The following is a 20,728-nucleotide window of genomic DNA, read 5'->3' on the forward strand; positions in this document are numbered from 1 at the left end:
ACGTTATTTACCGGATCATTGTTCGCGGAATGCGCGATCAAAGCTGGTGGTGATCGGTGAAAACAGGTAAGCGAGAATCGTTCTGGCACCCGTTACGATCTCCAACTGGGCGGGCATGCCGGGCGACAAAATCATCCCTTCATGCTCTGCCAGGCTTTCGGCATCAATCTCGACCATGGCCTGGAAATAGGATCGGCCTTCGGAGTCCGTCAGCCGGTCCGGCGAGACATCAGTTACCGTGCCCTTGACCGGCGCAAACCAGCGCTGACTGAACGATGTCACCCGGATATTGACCGGGAGACCGGCCGAAACGACGTCAATATCGTTCGGGGAAACGCGGGCCTCGATCACAAGCCGATCATCCGCCGGCACGATTTCAAGCACCTGTGCACCGGGCGGGATGACCCCGCCGACCGTGGTGAACTGCATGTTGGTGACTGTGCCGTTGCGTGGCGCCTTGATGTCGGAACGCACCAGAATATCCTCGGCCGAGCGCAGGCGTTCGTTCAGATCGGAAATCTCGCTTTGGATATCGCGCAATTCTGTGTTGATCGATTGCAGGTGGTCGCGCATCAGCTGTGACTGGCTGGCCTTGACCTGCTGGATTTGCTGTTCGATCCGGGCAATGTCGGCGGAAAACCGCCCGATATTGCCAAGGGTTTCGACCAACCGGCTTTCGAGTTGCAGCAACCGGGTCCGCCGTGCATAGCCAAGATCGACCATCGGCTTGACCATGGCGAGCTCTTCCTTGACGATCCCGACCTGCTGTTCGGCAGCGGTCTTTTGTTCGCGTGTGCCAATAATCTCGCGACGCAATTCCTTGATGCGCTCGTCATAGAGCGCAAGTTCACCGGCAAAAGCACTGCGACGACTGTCAAACAGGGTGCGTTGTGCATCGGTGATGGAAAAATAGCGCGGATCTTCAAGCGGCGGCGGGAATGACAAGTAATCATCCTGCGCCCGTTCGGCAATCAGCCGCGTCTGGGTCGCCAGCGCATTGAGGTAACGGTTATTGAGCAGATCAAAACTTGCCCGTGAACGGGTATCATCAAGCCTGATCAGGACATCACCCGCCTGGACCCGCGTACCATTGCGCACAAGAATGTCGCGAATGATGCCGCCTTCAAGATGCTGAACGCTTTGCCGGCCCGAAAATGGTGCTACCACACCACTGGCCGTGGCCGCCGAATTAACCTCGGCCGTACCGGCCCACAGCAGGACCGAACCAAAGCCCAAAAACAGGATCAAAAAGCCGATCCGCACCAACGGCTTAACATCGGTACTAAGCTCGCGCGCGGTTGGAAGTTGCACACCACCAGACATCAGGCACCACCCTGTCGACGTTCAGCCGATCCTTCAACCACACGCAATTGCGGACGTCCGCGACGGGTATTTTGTGCACTTGGTTGTGCGCGATCCATCGGGCGGTCTTCTGCCTCGGCCGGTTTGCGGCGCGGTGCACGCGCAGCAGCGGCGCGTTCGGCATCTTCGCGCACTTTGCGCATGCGCATCGCGGCTTCTTCGCGGGCCTTGGCGATGGCTTCAGCTTCGCTCATTTTGCGCTGTGGCGCAGGCTTGCGGGCCGCTTGCGCTGCGCGTTCCGGCTGGGCCTTTGGCTTGGTCGGGGCGCGCTTGGGCGCAAGGTCGGCGGCACTTGCCGGACGGGCTTCACGCGATGCGCGGGCCGGTGGGTCCTTGCGGGCTGCGTCATTTGTCGCGGCTTGTTTCTTGCTGACCGGGCGCATGGTCATCATCGTGCCACCCGGGGTCGGCTGTGGTTTCATTTCTGTTTTGGCGATACCTGCCGCCTGCTTCGCAGCTTGTGCGCGACCAGAACCTGCTTCACCGGTGGCACCGAAATCCGCGATCTCAGGTGTTTCCTCGATCCCGACCTCAGGTTCCGGCGCGCTCATGGCTGCTGCCGGATGGGTATTGGGGACCGTGTTTTTCTCGACAATCGGGCGCGGTGCGTCGGGATTGGGCACGGCAATCTGTTTGGGGGTGATGCGCATTTGACCATCAGATGGCAACGCGTCGGCCATTGGCTCGGCCGGGCGGGACATTGGTGGCAGGCCACGCGCAATTTGATCACTTTCCGGAACCGGTTTTGATACTGCTGATTTCGCGCCACCCTTAACCGGCACAACCTGAATTTGCCCGTCGGCCAGTGCCAGAATGGCATCGGCGCGTGCCAGAATTTCGCGTTCGTGACTGACGATAAAGGTCGTGATGCCGTTTCGGCGCAAAACATCGATCAGTTCGCTGATATGGGTAACGCCATTGTCATCAAGGGCTGTTGTCGGTTCATCAAGCAACAACAAACGCGGACGCGAAAACAGGGCGGCAGCGAGTGCGATCAATTGTCGCTGCCCGCCCGAAAGATTGCGACCGCCACGATCAACCCGCGTGTCATAGCCATCTGGCAAATCCAGAATGAACTGATGCGCGCCTGCCAATTCAGCAGCCTGAATGATGTCGCGCATTTCCGCATTGCCAAGACGGGCAATGTTTTCGGCAATTGTGCCTGGGAACAGGAACGGGTTTTGCGCCAGATACCCTATCTGCGCGCCCATTTCGGTGCGATCTGCGCGGGATGCTTCAACGTCGTCAAGCTTGACCGACCCCGAACCCGGCAACCAGATGCCCATGATCAGCTTCAAAAGCGCGGTCTTGCCGACCCCGTTGAACCCGGCGATTGCAATGATCTGCCCCGGTCCGGCCTTGAACGAGAATCCCTTGAAAAGCACATTGCGGCTGTTGGGCGGCGCAAAGACAAGACGATCGACACTGACCGACATGCCGCGTCCGCGCGGCATGGGTGCCGGGACCGTCTGACGTTTTTCAAGCAGGATATTATTAAGACGCTCGAACGAACTGCGGGCCGCATTCCAGCTGCGCCATGCGGTCACTGCGCCATCAAATGGCGCCAAACCGCGCATGCCAAGGATCATGGACGCCACCATGATGCCGATCGTAATGCTTTCGGACAGAACCAGATAGGCGCCAACCCCGATAAAGCAGACCTGCATGGCAAGGCGGACAAAATGCGATAACGTGGTCGATGTGCCAACACGGCGGCTGGCCTGACCTTCCCAATAAAGCGAGTCTGACTGGTCCGCCTGCCAACGCTGACGGGCAGACTGGGTCATGCCCATCGCTTCCATCGCCTCGGCATTGCGGACATAGGTTTCTTCCTGCGCAATACCGCGGTTCTGGCTTTCTTCGGACCGGTCGACGGAAATCTTGGCCGCGGCTTCGTTGGCAATCGCAATCACGATCAAAAGCAACGCCCCACCACATGCCACCATGCCAAGCCGGGTATCAAAGATGAACACAACCCCGATATAGACCGGGGCCCACATGAAATCGATCAGGGCAAACGGCCCACTACCGGTCAGGAACCCGCGCAAACCATATAGATCGCGCAAAGGTCGCTGGCGCATCTGGCTGCCGCGTGCCGATTGCTGCACAACGTGGGCAAACAGCTCCCCGCCCAAACGCAGATCAAGTGCCGTCCCGACCCGGATCAAAACCCGTGATCGCAGCTGTTCCATTGAGGCGATGAAAACCAGAACAAGACCAATGCCCAGGGTAAGGAGGGCCAGCGTATCCACCGACCGGCTGGAAAGAACCCGGTCAAACACCTGCATGGAATATATCGGGATCACCATGTTCAGCAGGTTGATCACCATCGAGAATCCGCCGACAAGCGCAATCGACCGCCAGAACAACCGTTCCAGCGGGGTACGATCCCCTTCGCGTCCCGCATCCGATTTGCGGGTTGGTCGGATTCTATCCAACAGGCTCATCAAGTCCTTCCACTACCACCGCCCATGAAACAAGGGCAGATCTCTTATATCTGTTGCCGTTGACCATTTGGCAATTGCGCATGACAAACCACCCGCGCGGCAAAGCCACAACGGGTATCCTAGCCAATGGCATACTCCCACTATTCTAGTCGAATATATAAGGATGTGTTAAGATTTCGCCTCAAAGCCCTTTATTTCATTGCCTTACCGCGTCATCACATCGCGCAATTCTTCCCAAATTCCGGCCTCGAAACCCAACCGCGTCTTGGTGGCAGAAACCTGTGCTGGATCAATGCAAACAACCGATTGTTTGACATAAATTTTTCCGACCATCCCAAAGGTTGCATTTGCGTATCTGCAGTGATCATCCCTATCTTTGGATACGTCCCCCAACCCGAACCCTGACAGGCAAAACGCGAATGGCTGACAACACGCCGCAGCTTCCCGACTTCATTCAACGGTTTCTCGCCATTCAGCCCGGTGGAGTCTCCCATGCGGGCGGGCTGATGGCATGCATGATCGGCGTGCTTGCCGCCTGTGCATGGATGCTGGGCGGGATATCGATGATGATTTCGGCCGGTATTGCGGTTGCCCTGATGCTCGTACTTTCACCGATGATCTCGCCAGAAATCCTGATGAAAATGCTGCGCGCCAGTCCGCTTTCGGGGGAAGATTATCCCGCAATTCATGAAATGAGCCGCCTGCTTTCCGAACGCGCGGAACTTGGTCACAAACCAAAATTGTTCCTGCTGCCGGGCAAGGGGGTCAATGCCATCACGACCGGAACGGACGACAACACCACAATCGCGATTTCAAGCGATGCGGTTCATGGCCTGTCACCACGTCAAATGCGCGCCATTTTGGCCCATGAAGTGGCGCATGCATGGCATGGCGATACCCGTATTTTGCTGATTACCGATGTGCTTTATCGCGCAACATGGACCATCGCGCTGTTTGGGCTGGCGATCTTTATCTTTGGCGATTTCAATCCACCCACCTGGATGATTATCCTGTTTGGTGCGGTGCCAACTATCAGCTTTCTGTTCCAGCGCGCGGTCATTCGCGACCGTGAATTTGCCGCCGACCATGGGGCAAGTGATTTGCTCAATGGGCCGGAAGACATGATTGATGCGCTTTTGCATATCGATCAGATCAATCGCAAACGTCTTGGCCTTGTGCCATATCGCAGCACCCAGCCGCCAAGCCTGCTGGATACTCATCCATCGGTTGGGGCGCGGATCAAGGCGCTCCGCGCCCTCAAACCCGGCACATGGCAGAAATTCTTTGAAAACCGGCGGATGCCGCCGCAATAATCGGCCATGGCAATACCGGGAAATTCTGATCGTTCTGATCTTGGACAATGTGCGATCTGTGGTCGGGCGATGATCGCAGGCCCCAGTGTTGATCGCCATCACTGGCACCCGAAATCACAGGGCGGGACTGAAACCGAATGGCTCCATCGCGTTTGCCATCGCATGATCCATCGCCTGTTTGATGAAGCCACCCTTGCACGCGACTATAACAGCCCCGACAAGCTGCTTGCCCATCCTGACATCATCAAGTTCGTCAAATGGGTGCGCAAGAAACCGGTTGATTATGTCGACTGGCCGGAAAGTGCCGGGCGTTACGGACGCAATCGCGGCAAACGGCGATAAGGCCCTGCATTGCCAACCCACCCAAAAGAACTGCCCATTTAACCATTTACCTGCGAAGATGGGCACAATATACGCATCCATCGCGCAATCGCCGAAAGCAGGAAGAACCGATGCCAAGCCTTGATATGCTCAACGAATTGATCCCGGTCTTTGTCACGCTGTTTGTGATCATCGACCCGTTGGGTCTGGTGCCGGTCTTCATCGTCCTGACGCAAGGCACAAGTGCTGCGCACCGTCGGCGCATGGCGATCCGTGCCTGCTTGACCAGCTTCTTCATTCTTGCGGCCTTTGCCCTGATCGGCGAGGGATTGCTGGGCGTATTTGGCATTCACATGCCCGCCTTCCGGATTGCCGGGGGCACGTTGCTGTTTTTGATCGCGCTTGAAATGCTGTTTGAAAAGCGCAGCCAGAAACGTAACCAGCGCGCCGAACAGGTCCATCAGGAACTCGAAGAAGATCACGACACCGACAAGGCCGGAAAGACCGCCAAAGCCAAAACCAAGGCCGCAGCCACCAAAACGGCGGACGGGCCGACCATCCCGGATGACGAGGCCGATGATGTCTCGATCTTCCCGATGTCGATCCCGTTCCTGTCCGGCCCCGGCGCCATCGCATCCGTGATGCTTCTGATGGGCAAGTTCGAAGACAATATCGCCATGCAGGCCAGCGTCATAGGCGTGGTCGCCGTCGTGATGGTGATCGCCTTTGTCTTCTTCCTGCTGGCAAACGTGGTTGCCAAACGCCTCAGCCCGACCGTTGCCACCGTGGTATCGCGCCTGCTGGGCATGATCCTGGCGGCCCTTGCGGTTCAGTTCATTATTGACGGCATAAAGCAGGCGTTTTTCTAGGAACCCCAGAAAAGAAGCCTGCCCTGCGCCGACAATCCTTACTGGGCTGCCCAGACGTAACCGGCATACAGCACCAGCATGATGATGCCCGGTATCCGGCCGATCTGCGGACGGCGAAGCATCAGTGTCAGGCCAATCGAAACCGCAATCATCACCGGAAGGTCAAACATCAGGAACCGGTCTGCCACCGGAATCGGGGATACAACCGCCGTCAGGCCGAGAATCCCCAGGATGTTGAAAATGTTCGACCCGATAATATTGCCAATCGCGATTTCAGATTGCTTCTTCAATGCGGCAATCAGCGACGTTGCGAGCTCTGGCAGGGACGTACCAACCGCAACAATCGTAAGCCCGATAAAGGCTTCGGACACCCCAAAGGTGCGTGCGATGGTCACCGCCCCTTCGACAAGGTAATGGGCGCCAACCATCAGCATGGCCAGCCCCGCGACAACCCAGACAATTGACAGCCAAACATTTGAAACTGCTTCGGGCAGATCCGTCGATGACGCGGGTTCCGAACGCGACTGGCGATAGGCAAACACCAGATAACCAATCAATGCCGCAAACATAAACCCGCCAGCCACACGGCCAAGGTCACCAAGCGCAAAGAACGGCACCAGCACGACAGCAGCACCAAGCATCACAGCGGTATCGCGACCAAGCGTGCCGCCAGATACCGCAATTGGCCACACCACGGCAGAGACACCAACGATCAACAAGATGTTGGCAATGTTCGACCCGATGACGTTGCCAAGCGCGATATCCGGCACACCCCGCAATGCCGCATCCATGGAGACAAGAAGTTCCGGGGTTGATGTCCCGAAACCGACCACGGTCAAACCGATCAGAAGCGATGACATGGAAAGTTTGCGGGCGATCCCGACGCTACCGCGCACCAGAGATTCCCCCCCAAAGAAAAGCCCGGCCAAACCGCCGAGCAACATCAGATATTCCATGACCAACGTCCTTTCAGACCAGGAAACATAACAACGCACATCTTCAAGATGCTTTGCGCAGAGTTGTTCTGCCGACCGATCACTTGCAAGCGAACTCGTTCACCATTTCAAAATAAAAAAGGGACGACATCAACAACGTCGCCCCCTTTATAAATTTCACTGGATCAGCTTACTCAGTCCCAGCGTTTAGCCGCACGCAGGATCGCATCCGTACCGATCTGATAGTGATCATAAAGCGCGATGCTGTCGCCGCACTGGCCAAAGGCATTCACTCCAAGCGGCGCAACCGCGTGACCACGCACACCGCCAAGCCATGCAAGGGCAGCCGGATGACCATCAATCACCGTGACAAGGCGGGCATCGGATGCCAGCGGTTTCAGCAGGTTTTCAACATGCGCCATTTTACCATCGGCCTTGCCTTCAAGGCGGGCGCGCTCAAGATCCTGCCATTCGTTATAAAGGCGATCGGTCGAGGTGACAGCCAACAGGCCCAAGCCCGGATGATCTTCAGACAGCTTTTCCCACGCAGCAATTGCTTCGGGTGCCATGGCCCCGCAATAGGCAATCGCCATCTTGCAATCCTTACCCGGCTGACGCAGCCAATAGCCACCCGAAATAATTTCGGTCTTTTCAGACTCTGACAGGTCACGTTCCGGCTGCGAGAGCGGTTTGGTCGACAAACGCAGGTAAATCGATCCACCGTCCGGGTCCTGCATATGCTCAAACGACCAGCCCATGATGGCAGCCAGTTCGTCGCCAAAGCTTGGCTCAAAACTGGTCAGGCCGGGCTGCCCCATACCGATCATTGGCGTGCTGATCGACTGGTGCGCCCCGCCTTCTGGGGCCAACGTGATGCCGCTTGGTGTTGCCACGACCATAAAACGCGCATCCTGATAGCAGGCGTAATTCAGCGCATCGAGGCCGCGCGCAATGAACGGATCATACAGGGTGCCAATCGGGAACAGGCGCTGCCCAAACAGGCTGTGCGACAGGCCAAGGGCGGCAAGGTTGAGGAACAGGTTGTTTTCGGCAATGCCAAGCTCAACATGCTGTCCGCTCGGCGATCTGATCCATTTCTGGGCTGAGGGAACCTTGCGTTCCTTGAACTCATCGGCCAGTTCTTCGCGGCCAAACAGACCGCGCTGGTTCACAAACCCGCCAAGGTTGGTTGAAACCGTCACATCGGGCGAGGTGGTCACGATCCGGTCCGACAGGTCGCTGTTTTTCATCTTGGCCAGTTCATTCAGGATCTTGCCAAAGACTTCCTGCGTGCTGGACGTTTCGGCACGTGCATAGGGCATTTCGGGGATGGTGATGTGCTTGGCCGACTTGTTGCGCGGGGCGTCATCGTTAAACGGTGCCTTGGCGATATAGTCGCGAAGCGCATCGGCACTGATATCAAGGCCGGCTGCGACATCCCATTCCTGCCCATCGGCGATCTTGTTCTGAAGCTTGAAGGCATCCATCTGCGGCACGTTCATCAGGCCCGCATGGTTGTCCTTGTGCCCCTGAAGCGGGGTACCATAGCCCTTGACGGTATAGGCAATAAACACGGTCGGCTTATCATTGGGAACGGCGTCAAAGGCGCTGAGTACGGCTTCCATGCAATGGCCACCCAGATTGGTCATCAGATCATGAAGCTGGTCATCGTCATAGTCGCCCAGCAGGCTTGCCAGTGCATTGTCGCCTTCCATGTCCGATGTAATCTGCTTGCGCCATGCCGCCCCGCCCTGGAAGGTCAGCGCGGAATAGATGTCGTTGGGCACGTCATTCAGCCACTTCTTAAGCGATTTCCCGCCCGGCTTGGCAAAGGCGTCATGCAGCTTGCGACCATATTTGATGGTAATGACGTTCCAGCCAACCGCGCGGAAGAAACGGCCAATCACGCGGAACAGATGGGCATCAATCATGCCATCAAGGCTTTGGCGGTTATAATCGATCACCCACCAGACATTGCGAATGTCATGCTTCCAGGTATCAAGCAGCGCCTCATAGATATTGCCTTCATCAAGTTCGGCATCGCCAACAAGGGCAACCATGCGACCGGGTGTTTCATCCTTGGGCAGCATGTCCTTGTAGCGCAGGTAATCTTGCGTCAGGGCGGCAAAGTTAGTTACCGCTGCACCAAGGCCGACGGAGCCGGTCGAGAAATCGACCTGATCGCCATCCTTGGTGCGGGACGGATAGGATTGCGCACCACCGAACGAGCGGAATGCTTCGAGCTTTTCCTTGGTCTGACGGCCAAACAGATAGTTGATCGCATGAAATACCGGGCTTGCATGCGGCTTGACCGCAACCCGGTCCTGCGGACGCAGAACATTGAAATAAAGGGCTGTCATCAGGGTCGTCATCGACGCACAGCTGGCCTGATGGCCGCCAACCTTGATGCCGTCGCGCTTGGGGCGCAGATGGTTGGCATTATGGATTGTCCAACTTGACAGCCAGCGCACTTTCTTTTCAAGCAGACCCAGCATCTCAAGGTCCTTGGCATTGATATCGGCCGTGCTGCTTGCTTCGATGATTTCACCGATTTCCGGTGCGCTTTCCTGTACTGACATTTCCTGATTGCTTTCTTTTTTATCCGATATTGCGGGTTTCATGCGATGTCGTCTGGCGTCTCAATAATTCGGCACCACAATGCCGATTTTTAGGGGCACGTCGCGGAAATCAAGATGGCGGTCCGGCAATTCACACAAGATTCGGCAATTTCACTGAAATGTTGGAATCAGCTGCGACGATCACAGGGAAACTCTCGAATTTCCGTTCCAGCAAAAACTCCGGAAAATCACTGCCGCGCCCCTATTCCCGTGCGAGTCGATCAAACTCGGAAGACCGCCAAATTCGACCAGCGCCGGGTGGAAGATTGCGGCCTGGGTGCAACCCCGGCTCAAACTCTTTGCACTGAAATATCTTATACTGATATATAGATACCGCCTCTCCTAAAGTTCGCTTCCGGTGACGTCGAAATTGCCAAACTTCCTCTCGTTAAGATCTTTTTCCCTGACCAAAGTTATTCTATTCCGATGACAGTCCGGATCGGAGCAATTCGAGGCGTATTATCCTCTGTGGCCAACTGGTTCACAGCCATCAAAGATGTTGCCCGACAAGTTCTTTGCCTGATGATCTTCACTGCGTACCTGTTTGGTAGCATCCCCGCCCATGCGCAGTCGGCATCCACCAATGATCCACGCGTCGTGCGCATCCCGATGGATACACCATCGGAATTTTGCCGCGGCGAGATCACCTGGGAAGCACACCGGGAATATCACATTGATCTGTTGCGACTGGCCCTGAGACTGAGCGGGCACAACGCCACCCTTGTGCCGGTATGCATGGATTACCCGACCGAAGACCGGCGCATCCCGATGCTCGAAGCTGCCGACCAGTTCGACACGGTTTTCTTTGGTACCAATGCAGAGCGCGAAGAAAGGCTGCTTGCGGTCTATATCCCGATCTATCTTGGCACCACCGGTTTGCGGCTTTTTATGCTGCATAAAGACCTCAAAGAACCGTTCAGTCAGATTGAGACGATTGACGACCTCAGGAAACTCTCGATGGGTCAGGGACTTGGATGGCCAGACAATGAGATTTTGATCGATAACGGCTTTGACGTCGTTAGCGGACGTTACAGAACGCTTCATCGTATGCTCGACGCAAGGCGATTTGATCTTTATCCGCGTGCCTACTGGCAGATTGCCGGCGAATGGAACTGGATGAAGTGGGAAGCACCCGGTATCGAAATTGCCAAGAAAACAGCACTTTATTACCCGCAGCCGATCTATTTCTTTGTCAGCCCGCAAAATCCGGATCTGCGCGACATCATCGAAACCGGACTTAAGCGCGCCTTTTCAAACGGCATGATGCTGGATCTTTTGAAAACCCACCGCGATACCGCACCGTCATTCTCACAGATTGATCTGCACAACCTGAAAGTCATGCGGATCGAGAATAAACACCTGTCAGACCGATCACGCAAAGCAATGGCGCAATACAGTCTGTTTGACTAGCCCCGGATAAAAACAACAGACCGGGATGACGCCAGGCCACCCCGATCCGCATTTGATTTGCCGTTACTCGGCGGCAATCGCCATCTGATCGCCATCTAGCGCGTTCGACAGATCAGCCAGAATATCATCGATGCTTTCAAGCCCGGCCGACAGGCGGATCAGACCATCGGTGATCTGATATTCGGCGCGTTCTTCGGCGGTGTAGGTCGAATGGGTCATGGATGCCGGATGCTGGATAAGGGTTTCGGCATCGCCCAGACTGACCGCGCGCGTAATCATGTTAAGGCCGTTCATCAGTTTGCGGCCTTCCTCGATCCCGCCCTTAAGTTCGAACGCGATCATGCCGCCAAACCGGTCCATCTGTTTTTTCGCCAGTTTATGATGCGGGTCGCTTTCAAGTCCCGGATAGAAGACCTTCTCGACCTTCGGGTGCTTCTCCAGGAAATCGGCGATTTTTTCGGCATTGTCGCAATGGCGTTCCATGCGAAGCTCAAGCGTTTTAAGACCGCGCATCACAAGGTTGGCATCCTGCGCGGAAAGCACCGCACCGGTCATATCCTTAAGCCCGATCAGACGGACCTGCGTCATGTCTTCAAGCGTTCCGATCACTGCGCCAGCCATCAGATCGCCATGGCCACCCAGATATTTGGTCGCAGAATGCACGACGATATCAGCACCGAGTTCAATCGGGCGCTGCAGATAGGGCGTGCAATAGGTGTTGTCGACAACGACCTTGGCACCATGCTTGTGCGCGATGTCGGAAATGGCTTCGATATCGACCAGACGCATGTTCGGGTTGGCCGGCGTTTCGAAATAGACAATCTTGGTCTTGTCCGAAATCGCCTTTTCCAGCTCTGCCGGATCGGTCAGATCGACATGGGTATGGTTGATGCCGAATTTTTCCAGACCGTGGCGGAAATAGGCAAATGTGCAGCCATAAAGCGTGCGATCAACAATGATCTCGTCGCCCGGCGCAATAAAGGTCCAGAAAACAGATGTAATCGCGCCCATGCCCGATGCGGTTGCAACGGCGGCTTCACCGCCTTCCAGCACCGCAAGCCGTTTTTCGAGAAGATCCAGCGTCGGGTTGGCAATACGGGAATAGATAAAGCCCTGCTCGTCGCCAGCAAAGAACCGCCCGCCCTGCTCGGCTGTTTCGAACGCAAAGGTCGAAGACATGTAAACCGGCTGGTTCAGCGCGCCATTGTGGCTTTGCGGATCATAACCGTGATGGATCGCACGGGTGGCAAAACCGGTTTTGGCGCTGTTGTGTTTGTCATGGGCAGACATCGGAAGGCTCCTTGAAATGCGTTTATTCTGCCCTGACAGTCGCAATCACCATGCCAGATTTAAAAATCGCTTGTTTTCAAAGACTTGCGGAAATCGTCGCTATTTTGTATGTAAATATTAGTTTACACACCGACGATCATCATCATCTGAAAGCGCAAAGACGCTGGATTCCAGTCGCTTAAGACTGTACATTTATCGATACAATGTAAACTTATCGGTACGGATATGCGGTTCGAAATTCGCGGTGAAAACAGGCTCGGCATTACGCGCGACGTCATCAATGTCCTGACCGATCAGGGCCTGGACATCCGCACATTCGAAGTCACCACCCATCATATCTATGCCGATATCCCGGCCATTCGCCCGGAACGCTTCCCGGCACTTGCGAGCGCATTGAAGAAAATCCCCGGCATTTTCGACATCACCGAAATTGACCGCCTGCCAACCGAACGCCGTCGCGCACAGCTGCATGCAACGCTTGCCGCCCTTGGCGATCCGGTGATCGCGGTTGATGCCAATGGCCTGATTGCGCAGGCCAACCCGGCGGCACAGGCAATTTCGGCGACCCCTGAAAAACCTCTGCGTGATCAGGATATATCCAGCATACTTGGCGAACCATCTATTGAAGATTTGCGCCAAGGCGGTTTTCGCCTGCCGGAACGCGAAGTGGTTTTGGGTGGTCAGACCTATCTTTTGCAGGTCGAACCGATCGGTCATGTTGATGATGGATCGGACGCCAGCGATGATGCGCCCTGGGGCGGGGTGATGGTATTTCACCTTCCGGCACGATTGGGCCGCGTGATAACCGCCCTTCAGGATCGCAGCCACACTGGCTTTGACGACATTATCGGCACCAGCCGGGCCATGCTGCGCGTCAAATCACAGGCTGAACGGCTTGCCGCCATCGATGCCCCGATTCTGATTCTTGGTGAAACCGGCACCGGCAAGGAACTGTTTGCCCGCGCCTGCCACCGCGCAAGTGCGCGCGCTGATCAACCGTTTCTGGCCCTTAACTGTGCCGCCATGCCCGAAGGCCTAGCCGAAAGCGAACTGTTTGGGTATGCGGCCGGCGCCTTTACCAGTGCACGGCGTGGCGGCAAGCCGGGGCTTCTGGAACTGGCCGATGGCGGCACCTTGTTTCTTGATGAAATTGGCGAACTGACGCCTTATTTGCAGGCAAAGCTTTTGCGCGTACTGCAGGATGGCCGGTTCCGGCGCGTCGGCGGGACGGAGGAAATCACCGTTGATGTCCGCATCATTAGTGCCACCAACCGCGATCTTGAAGCCATGTCGCATGACGGCACGTTTCGCGAAGATCTTTATTTCCGCCTCAATGTTCTTGGCATCACCCTGCCACCCTTGCGCGATCGGGTCGAAGACATTGCCGATCTGGCTGCTGTTTTTATCGACCGCACCGCCCAGCAGACCGAGCGAACACCACCGCACCTCGCCCGAGACGGGCTTGACTGGCTGTGCCGCCACGACTGGCCGGGCAATGTGCGTGAACTTGAAAACACCCTGTTTCGCGCCGTCGCACTCCTTGATGGCGATGTCCTTGGCGCACGTGATCTTGCCGATGCTGCCACCGGCACGGCCATCACACCAGAACGAGACAGCCAACAGGCTCACGGCGCGCCGGACAGCGGCGAGGCTTCCCCCGCGGGCGAGAGCGAACATCCCGATCTGATCGCAAACGCCTTGGCACAGAGTGATTTCAATAGCGGCATGGAATTGCTTGAACGGGAAATGCTGGCCCGCCTCTATCCGGATTATCCAAGCTCGCGCAAGCTCGCCAAACGGCTTGGTGTTTCGCATACCTCGATCGCCAACAAGCTGCGCAAATACGGTATCGGCACCTAAAAGCCACCCTCCCGACCACAGCATTTCTTGCCACTTACATTGCACTGCGGCATGATCTTCCTAAATCAAAGGGCAGAAAGCCCATTTCACAGGGAGAAGACAAAATGCTGACAGGTAAACGCGCACTCGTCACCGGCTCGACCAGCGGGATCGGCCTTGCCATGGCCAAGGCCCTTGCGGGGGCCGGTGCTGATGTGATGCTCAATGGCTTTGGCGACGCCGATGAAATCGAGGCGACCCGCAAAGCTCTTGAAACCGAACATGGCGTCACCGCGCACTATAACGGTGCCGACCTGTCCAAACCCGATCAGATCGAAGCAATGATGAAAGACGCCGAAGCCAAATTTGGTGGCGTCGACATCCTGATCAACAATGCCGGCATCCAATACACCGCCAATGTCGAAGATTTCCCGCCCGAAAAGTGGGATGCGGTGATTGCGATCAACCTGTCATCTGTCTTCCACACCACCCGCCTTGCCGTGCCCTATATGCGCAAGAAAAACTGGGGCCGCATCATCAACACGGCGTCTGCCCACGGCCTTGTCGCGTCGGTCCAGAAGGCTGCCTATGTTGCCGCCAAGCATGGCGTGATCGGATTGACCAAAGTCACCGCGCTTGAAACCGCCGAAACCGGCATCACGGCAAATGCGATCTGCCCGGGCTGGGTGCGCACCGAACTGGTCGAACGCCAGATCGAGGCACGTGCCAAGGAAAACAACATCTCGGTCGAAGAATCCGCAACCCGACTTGTCTCGGACAAACACCCGTCCAAACAGTTCGTCAGCCCCGAACAGATAGGCCAGACCGCCCTGTTCCTGTGCTCGGACGCAGCCTCGCAAATGACCGGCACGCATCTTTCCGTTGACGGCGGCTGGACGGCGCAATAGCGCAATAGCGCAAACGCATCCCAGAACATCAAAGCCCCGCTGGCACAAGACTGCGGGGCTTTTTGTTTGCGCCGGATGACCTCGACCTAGCTCAGATCACAATCACACGCCGGACGTTTGGCATTGGCGATGCAATCAGACTTCTTCGAATAGCCTTGCGTCGACGCACCAACAATCTCGCCATTCTTGGCCGTACGCCGCCAACGCCAGCCGTCCTTTGCCTCATAAACTTCCCAAAGATCGCCGTTCGACCCTGTGCATTGTGACATCCGTTTTCTCCTTCAAACCGAAATGCTTTGCACGGTTTGACGCTGGAGAACCCCAGTTGTGACAGATCATCAGGATGCGGATCCCAGATACCTTCCCAAATGCTCCACCAGCATCCGGATCTTCGGACTCAGATGCCGGTTCGTCGGGTAGATTGCCCAGATGCCTTCATCGGACGGCTGGTATTTGGTCAGAACCGGGACAAGGTCGCCGCTGGCAATCCACGGATCGACGTAATAGTCGGGCAATTGCACGATGCCGATGCCTTTGCGTGCGGCATCCAGAAGCGCCTGACCGCTATTGGCGTGGATGGAGCCATGAATGCGCACGGTGCGTTCGCGGCCATCTTCTTCAAAGCGCCAGTAATCGAGCGTGCCGACCAGACAATTATGGTGGTGCAGTTCGGACAGGGAATAGGGCTCGCCGCGTTTGGCGATGTAGCTGGGTGCGGCACAGGCATAAAGGCGGCGCGTTGAAAGCTGCTGGGTCATCAGGCTGCCGGTTGTGCCTTCCAAGCGGCCCAGACGGATCGCCATATCGTAGCCTTCCAGCACCAGATCAAGCTTCTGGTTGGTGAAGCGGCATTGCACTTCCAGATCGGGATAGCGGGTGACGAAATCGTTGACCAGCGGCGCGATCACGGTTTCGCCGTATGTCGTCGGCGCGGTGAGTTTCAGCTTCCCGCGCGGCACTTCCGTCAGGTTGCCAATCGCGCGCTCTGCCTCGTCCAGCCCGTCGAGCAATTGCCGGCAATGCTGATAGTAAATCTGCCCGGCCTCGGTCACACTGACCTTGCGCGTGGTGCGGTAAAACAGTTGCGTGCCGAGCTTTTCTTCAAGCGCTGTGACCTGTCGGCTAACTTGGGCGACGGAAATGCCGAGCTGCTTGGCGGCATGGGTAAAATTCTGCCGCTCGGCCACGGCGATAAATTCGCTGATCCCGTCCCACGCATTCATGCCGCGACCCCGCCTCGATTGTTACACATACGTAAAAGTGATTTACCAAAATAGCGGATTATCACATCAAGGGAAATAAATAGACTGCTGGCATCCACATCAAACCATCGGAGTAGCGTCATGAGCGCCGAGACCATTACCTGTAAAGCCGCCATCGCCTGGGAAGCAGGCAAACCGCTGTCGATCGAAGAAGTTCAGGTCGCCCCGCCGAAAGCCGGCGAAGTGCGCGTCAAGATCGTTGCGACCGGCGTTTGCCACACCGATGCCTTCACCCTGTCGGGCGACGATCCGGAGGGCATCTTCCCGGCGATCCTTGGCCATGAGGGCGGCGGCATTGTTGAATCCATCGGCGAAGGTGTGACCAGCGTTTCGGTTGGCGATCATGTGATCCCGCTTTACACCCCGGAATGCGGCGAGTGCAAATTCTGCAAATCGGGCAAAACCAACCTGTGCCAGAAAATCCGCGAAACCCAGGGCAAGGGCCTGATGCCAGACGGCACCACGCGTTTCTCGCAAAATGGCAAGCCGATCTATCATTACATGGGGTGCTCGACCTTCTCGGAATACACTGTGCTTCCGGAAATCTCGCTTGCGAAGATCAACAAATCTGCCCCGCTTGAAGAAGTTTGCCTGCTTGGTTGCGGGGTCACCACGGGCATGGGGGCCACGGTTAACGCGGCCAAGGTGCAAAAGGGTGACTCTGTGGCCGTCTTTGGCCTTGGCGGCATCGGTCTTTCGGCGATCATCGGCGCGCAGATGGCCGGTGCCGGTCGCATCGTTGCCATTGATCTGAACGAAAAGAAATTCGATCTCGCCAAGAAACTGGGCGCGACCGATTGCATCAACCCGAAAGACTATGACAAGCCGATCCAGGAAGTCATTGTCGAGCTGACCGATGGTGGTGTTGACTGGTCGTTCGAGTGCATCGGCAATGTCAATGTCATGCGCTCAGCCCTTGAGTGCTGCCACAAGGGCTGGGGTGAGTCGGTCATCATCGGCGTTGCCGGTGCCGGTCAGGAAATCTCCACCCGTCCGTTCCAGCTGGTCACCGGTCGCGTCTGGCGCGGTACGGCATTTGGTGGCGTCAAAGGCCGCTCGCAGCTGCCCGATTATGTTGAACGCTACCTTGCCGGTGAGTTCAAGCTTTCGGACTTCATCACCCATACCATGAAGCTTGAAGACATCAACGAAGCGTTCGACCTGATGCATGAAGGCGAAAGCATCCGTTCGGTTATCCATTACTGATCAAAATATAAACGTTTGAATGATCGGCCACTGCCGGAAACCATCCGGCAGTGGCCGATCAGAAGGAGGCCCGATATGGGTATCGAGAATTCTTCAAGCAACAAGGTCTTTGGTGGCTGGCAAAAGCAATATACCCACCCGTCAACCACCCTTGGCTGCGACATGCGCTTTGCGATCTTTCTGCCACCACAGGCCAGCAATGGCACCAAGGTCCCGGTCATGTACTGGCTGTCGGGCTTGACCTGCACGGATGAAAACTTCATGCAGAAGGCTGGTGCATTTCGCATTGCCGCCGAGCTGGGCATCGCCATCGTCGCCCCGGACACCAGCCCGCGCGGCGATCATGTCCCCGATGATGAGAACGAGGCCTATGATTTCGGCAAGGGGGCAGGCTTTTACGTCAACGCCACGCAGGAGCCGTGGGCGCGCAATTATCGCATGTATGATTACGTGACCAAGGAACTGCCAGCCCTCATCAAGGATCACTTCCCGGTCAATGATGATGCGGTGATTTCCGGTCATTCCATGGGCGGTCATGGGGCGCTGATGATTGCGCTGCGCAATCCAGGCACGTTCAAGTCCGTCACCGCCTTTGCACCGATTTCCAATCCGATCAATTGCCCGTGGGGCCAGAAGGCGCTTGGCAATTATCTCGGTGATGACAAATCAGCCTGGAAAGACTGGGACAGCTCGGAACTGATGAAGGCCGCAAGTGCGCCCGATGTGCAGACCCCGGCCCTTGTCGATCAGGGCGGTGCGGATGGCTTTTTGGCAGAGCAGCTTAAACCCGAAGTGCTTGAAGCTGCAGCCAAGACATCAAACTACCCGGTCACCATCCGCATTCAGGATGGCTATGACCACAGCTACTATTTCATCTCGACCTTTATCGAAGATCATATCCGCTTCCACGCCAAGCATCTTGGACTGAGCTGATTGCACCAACGATCTTCGACTTCCCCGGCACGCCGCCCACTGACTTCCCCCCTCTGGCGTGTCGGGGCTTTTCTTTTAGGGGAAATCTGAAAACCTGGCGATGGTGCCTAGTCAAAGCTGCGTGCATCTATCGCATCGGCGACATCATCGGCCATTTTGAGCGTACGGATAATCAGCGGCACCACCATCGCAATGATGGATCGATCAAGGCCGCGTGCGCGTTGGGCATCACGAATTTCGGATGCCACGGTGGAGATCACCGGAATAAAACGCAGCACCATCGATATCGCCAGACTGACCTTTTCCGGGTTTACGCCAATCGGGCGCAAGGGCTGCATGGCGCGTTCCAGCGATGCCAGAAGATCCGATGTTTTGGTGGTCAGGGTCACAAGCGATGCAAACATCACAATTGCCGCAATCCGGGTGATGACCAGCAACCCCGCCTGCCAGTCATTCAGCCAAAGCTGAACGGCAAAAAAGATTACCAGCAGCCACAGGATCGGCTTGATCTGCGCCCACATAATGCGCGGGCCAAAGCCAGATACAGGATAAAGCAACAAGACAGTCGCCAGAACAAACGCCACCACTGGCCAATCGGGGATCAGGAACACGCCCGTGCCAAGGGCGACCATGGCAAGGATCTTGGCCCCGGCCGCGGCCCGGTGCAGGGCAGATTGCCCATGGATATAAAGCCCCGCGATCACGCCATCATCTCCCGATATTTCGGAAGGACGTCTGCCGGGGTGCCATCAAGCACCACACGGCCATCCTCAAACGCCAGCACCCGGTCGTAATCGGCAATCAGGTCAAGATCGTGCGAAACCGTAATCACCGTCTGATCCAGCTCGGCTATGGCGCGCTGCACCCGGTTGCGATTGCGCAGGTCCAAAAGCGTGGTCGGTTCGTCCAACACGATATAGCGCGGCTCCATCACCAGCACGCCCGAGATGGCAAGCAACTGCTTTTGCCCGCCACTCAGCAAATGACTGGGATGGGTTTTGAAATCCTGAAGATCATAGCGCGCCAGCACGTCATCGATCCGGCGATTGACCTCTTCCTTGGAAAGTTTCAAAGGCTTAAGGCCAAAGGCAATGTCTTCCTCGACCACCGGAAAGACGATCTGATTGTCCGGGTTCTGAAACACAAACCCGACATGACGACGCAGCTTGCGGCCATCCTTCGCCGCATCAAAATCATCGACCAGAACCCGCCCCGACGTTGCGGTTTGCAGGCCATTGAGTAACCTGACAAAGGTGCTTTTGCCCGACCCGTTCGCGCCGACAATCCCGATCCGCTTTTCACCAAGCGTCAGGTCAATATCAGAAAGCGCACGTCGCTGTTCAAACTGCACAGAGACATTTTCAATTCGGATCATGGAAGGACGTCCGGCGTTATCAGGGATAATTGGAATAGGCTTAAAACGGGCGCAAGCACATCACTTGCGCCCATAAGACGTTAGCCCGCCTTGGAAATCAAGGGATAGGCGCGCCGGACCGCAAGGCATGCCGCGGTCGCAATCGCAACCTTGATGGCATCCCCGATCAGGAACGGAGCCGCCCCGACAGTTGCCTGCCAATAGCTGATCTCGGCCACGACTGCGACCCAGGCATTGCCAATGGCGTACAGGACGACGATCCCGCCAAAGGCAATGGACAGCGCGGCATTGAAAACATTCAGGCGGTTCCAGAACTTCTCGATCAGAAGCCCGATGACAAAGGCCGAAATGGCCCAGCCAAACATGAAACCGCCGGTCACCCCGATCATCACGCCAAAGCCACCGCGCCCACCGGACAAAAGCGGCAAGCCAACAGCAACCAGAACAAGGAACAGAACAATCGAAAGCCCGCCACGACGGGCACCCAGAATGGCCCCGGCCAACATCGGACCAAGTGACTGTGCTGTGACCGGCACACCGGTGACTGGAAGGGTGATTGGCGGAAATAGCCCAAGAACGGCGGTCAGGGCTGCAAACAGGGCGACATAGACAATATCTTTGGTCTTCATGTAACGGTTTC

Annotated in this window: 18 protein-coding genes; 8 read left to right on the forward strand and 10 right to left on the reverse strand. The window is 56.4% G+C overall.

Annotation, left to right across the window (positions count from 1 at the left end):
* Window positions 1–15: 15 nt before the first annotated feature.
* Together TH4_RS03575 and TH4_RS03580 are read right to left on the reverse strand one after the other, a co-directional pair.
* A complete protein-coding gene (locus tag TH4_RS03575) occupies window positions 16–1,323 on the reverse strand; it encodes an HlyD family type I secretion periplasmic adaptor subunit (protein WP_008888392.1) in 1,308 nt (435 codons plus the stop codon).
* Window positions 1,323–3,809 (reverse strand): type I secretion system permease/ATPase, encoded by a 2,487-nt coding sequence (locus tag TH4_RS03580; RefSeq protein WP_064779917.1) that lies wholly within the window; start codon window positions 3,807–3,809, stop codon window positions 1,323–1,325. The genes TH4_RS03575 and TH4_RS03580 overlap by 1 nt, the downstream gene beginning before the upstream one ends.
* Before the next feature lie 419 nt (window positions 3,810–4,228).
* Between TH4_RS03580 and TH4_RS03585 the strand changes: the two genes are divergently transcribed.
* The 3 genes from TH4_RS03585 (at window position 4,229) to TH4_RS03595 (ending at window position 6,312) form a co-directional block, all read left to right on the forward strand.
* Window positions 4,229–5,122 carry a M48 family metalloprotease gene (locus TH4_RS03585; RefSeq protein ID WP_064779918.1) on the forward strand — a complete coding sequence of 298 codons (894 nt, stop codon included), beginning with the start codon at window positions 4,229–4,231 and terminating at the stop codon, window positions 5,120–5,122.
* 6 nt (window positions 5,123–5,128) lie between these two features.
* A complete protein-coding gene (locus TH4_RS03590) occupies window positions 5,129–5,464 on the forward strand; it encodes an HNH endonuclease signature motif containing protein (RefSeq protein WP_064779919.1) in 336 nt (111 codons plus the stop codon).
* Between the two features lie 110 nt (window positions 5,465–5,574).
* Complete coding sequence (locus tag TH4_RS03595) at window positions 5,575–6,312, forward strand: MarC family protein (protein WP_083996959.1); 738 nt, start codon at window positions 5,575–5,577, stop codon at window positions 6,310–6,312.
* A gap of 38 nt (window positions 6,313–6,350) precedes the next feature.
* Here TH4_RS03595 and TH4_RS03600 read toward each other — a convergent pair whose 3' ends face one another.
* Window positions 6,351–7,268, reverse strand: coding sequence for a calcium/sodium antiporter (locus TH4_RS03600; RefSeq protein WP_008888398.1), 918 nt, complete (start codon window positions 7,266–7,268; stop codon window positions 6,351–6,353).
* Window positions 7,269–7,441: 173 nt separating this feature from the next.
* The gene (locus TH4_RS03605; protein ID WP_064780035.1) at window positions 7,442–9,826 is read right to left on the reverse strand and encodes a transketolase; all 2,385 of its coding nucleotides are present in this window, start codon (window positions 9,824–9,826) and stop codon (window positions 7,442–7,444) included.
* A 561-nt stretch (window positions 9,827–10,387) separates the two neighbouring features.
* Between TH4_RS03605 and TH4_RS03610 the strand changes: the two genes are divergently transcribed.
* Window positions 10,388–11,275, forward strand: coding sequence for a substrate-binding periplasmic protein (locus TH4_RS03610; protein ID WP_157097703.1), 888 nt, complete (start codon window positions 10,388–10,390; stop codon window positions 11,273–11,275).
* A gap of 63 nt (window positions 11,276–11,338) precedes the next feature.
* On the opposite strand, the gene TH4_RS03615 is transcribed toward TH4_RS03610, so the two are convergent.
* Window positions 11,339–12,565, reverse strand: a complete 1,227-nt coding sequence (locus TH4_RS03615) for a methionine gamma-lyase (protein WP_064779921.1) — start codon at window positions 12,563–12,565, stop codon at window positions 11,339–11,341.
* Between the two features lie 225 nt (window positions 12,566–12,790).
* Between TH4_RS03615 and TH4_RS03620 the strand changes: the two genes are divergently transcribed.
* Both TH4_RS03620 and TH4_RS03625 read left to right on the forward strand, forming a co-directional pair.
* Window positions 12,791–14,425 carry a sigma 54-interacting transcriptional regulator gene (locus tag TH4_RS03620; RefSeq protein WP_064779922.1) on the forward strand — a complete coding sequence of 545 codons (1,635 nt, stop codon included), beginning with the start codon at window positions 12,791–12,793 and terminating at the stop codon, window positions 14,423–14,425.
* 104 nt (window positions 14,426–14,529) lie between these two features.
* On the forward strand, window positions 14,530–15,312 hold the full coding sequence (locus TH4_RS03625) for a 3-hydroxybutyrate dehydrogenase (RefSeq protein WP_008888403.1): 783 nt from the start codon (window positions 14,530–14,532) through the stop codon (window positions 15,310–15,312).
* Window positions 15,313–15,398: 86 nt separating this feature from the next.
* Here the strand turns inward: TH4_RS03625 and TH4_RS03630 are convergent, their stop codons facing one another.
* Together TH4_RS03630 and TH4_RS03635 are read right to left on the reverse strand one after the other, a co-directional pair.
* Window positions 15,399–15,581, reverse strand: coding sequence for a YegP family protein (locus TH4_RS03630; RefSeq protein WP_008888404.1), 183 nt, complete (start codon window positions 15,579–15,581; stop codon window positions 15,399–15,401).
* A 69-nt stretch (window positions 15,582–15,650) separates the two neighbouring features.
* Window positions 15,651–16,535: a LysR substrate-binding domain-containing protein gene (locus TH4_RS03635; RefSeq protein WP_064779923.1), complete on the reverse strand. Its 885-nt coding sequence runs from the start codon at window positions 16,533–16,535 to the stop codon at window positions 15,651–15,653.
* Between the two features lie 120 nt (window positions 16,536–16,655).
* Here TH4_RS03635 and TH4_RS03640 point away from each other — a divergent pair, with 120 nt between their 5' ends.
* Together TH4_RS03640 and fghA are read left to right on the forward strand one after the other, a co-directional pair.
* Window positions 16,656–17,780: an S-(hydroxymethyl)glutathione dehydrogenase/class III alcohol dehydrogenase gene (locus TH4_RS03640; protein ID WP_064779924.1), complete on the forward strand. Its 1,125-nt coding sequence runs from the start codon at window positions 16,656–16,658 to the stop codon at window positions 17,778–17,780.
* Window positions 17,781–17,855: 75 nt separating this feature from the next.
* Entirely contained in the window at window positions 17,856–18,713 is an 858-nt protein-coding gene (fghA, locus tag TH4_RS03645) for an S-formylglutathione hydrolase (RefSeq protein ID WP_064779925.1), read from the forward strand.
* A 107-nt stretch (window positions 18,714–18,820) separates the two neighbouring features.
* Here fghA and TH4_RS03650 read toward each other — a convergent pair whose 3' ends face one another.
* The 3 genes from TH4_RS03650 to TH4_RS03660 form a co-directional block, all read right to left on the reverse strand.
* The gene (locus tag TH4_RS03650; RefSeq protein ID WP_064779926.1) at window positions 18,821–19,417 is read right to left on the reverse strand and encodes an energy-coupling factor transporter transmembrane component T family protein; all 597 of its coding nucleotides are present in this window, start codon (window positions 19,415–19,417) and stop codon (window positions 18,821–18,823) included.
* Window positions 19,414–20,088 (reverse strand): energy-coupling factor ABC transporter ATP-binding protein, encoded by a 675-nt coding sequence (locus TH4_RS03655; RefSeq protein ID WP_064779927.1) that lies wholly within the window; start codon window positions 20,086–20,088, stop codon window positions 19,414–19,416. Before TH4_RS03655 ends, TH4_RS03650 begins: the two co-directional genes overlap by 4 nt.
* An 80-nt stretch (window positions 20,089–20,168) precedes the next feature.
* Window positions 20,169–20,717 (reverse strand): biotin transporter BioY, encoded by a 549-nt coding sequence (locus TH4_RS03660; RefSeq protein ID WP_008888412.1) that lies wholly within the window; start codon window positions 20,715–20,717, stop codon window positions 20,169–20,171.
* Between the last annotated feature and the right edge of the window lie 11 nt (window positions 20,718–20,728).

This window comes from Thalassospira tepidiphila MCCC 1A03514, assembly GCF_001662875.1.
Classification (GTDB): Bacteria; Pseudomonadota; Alphaproteobacteria; order Rhodospirillales; family Thalassospiraceae; genus Thalassospira; species Thalassospira tepidiphila.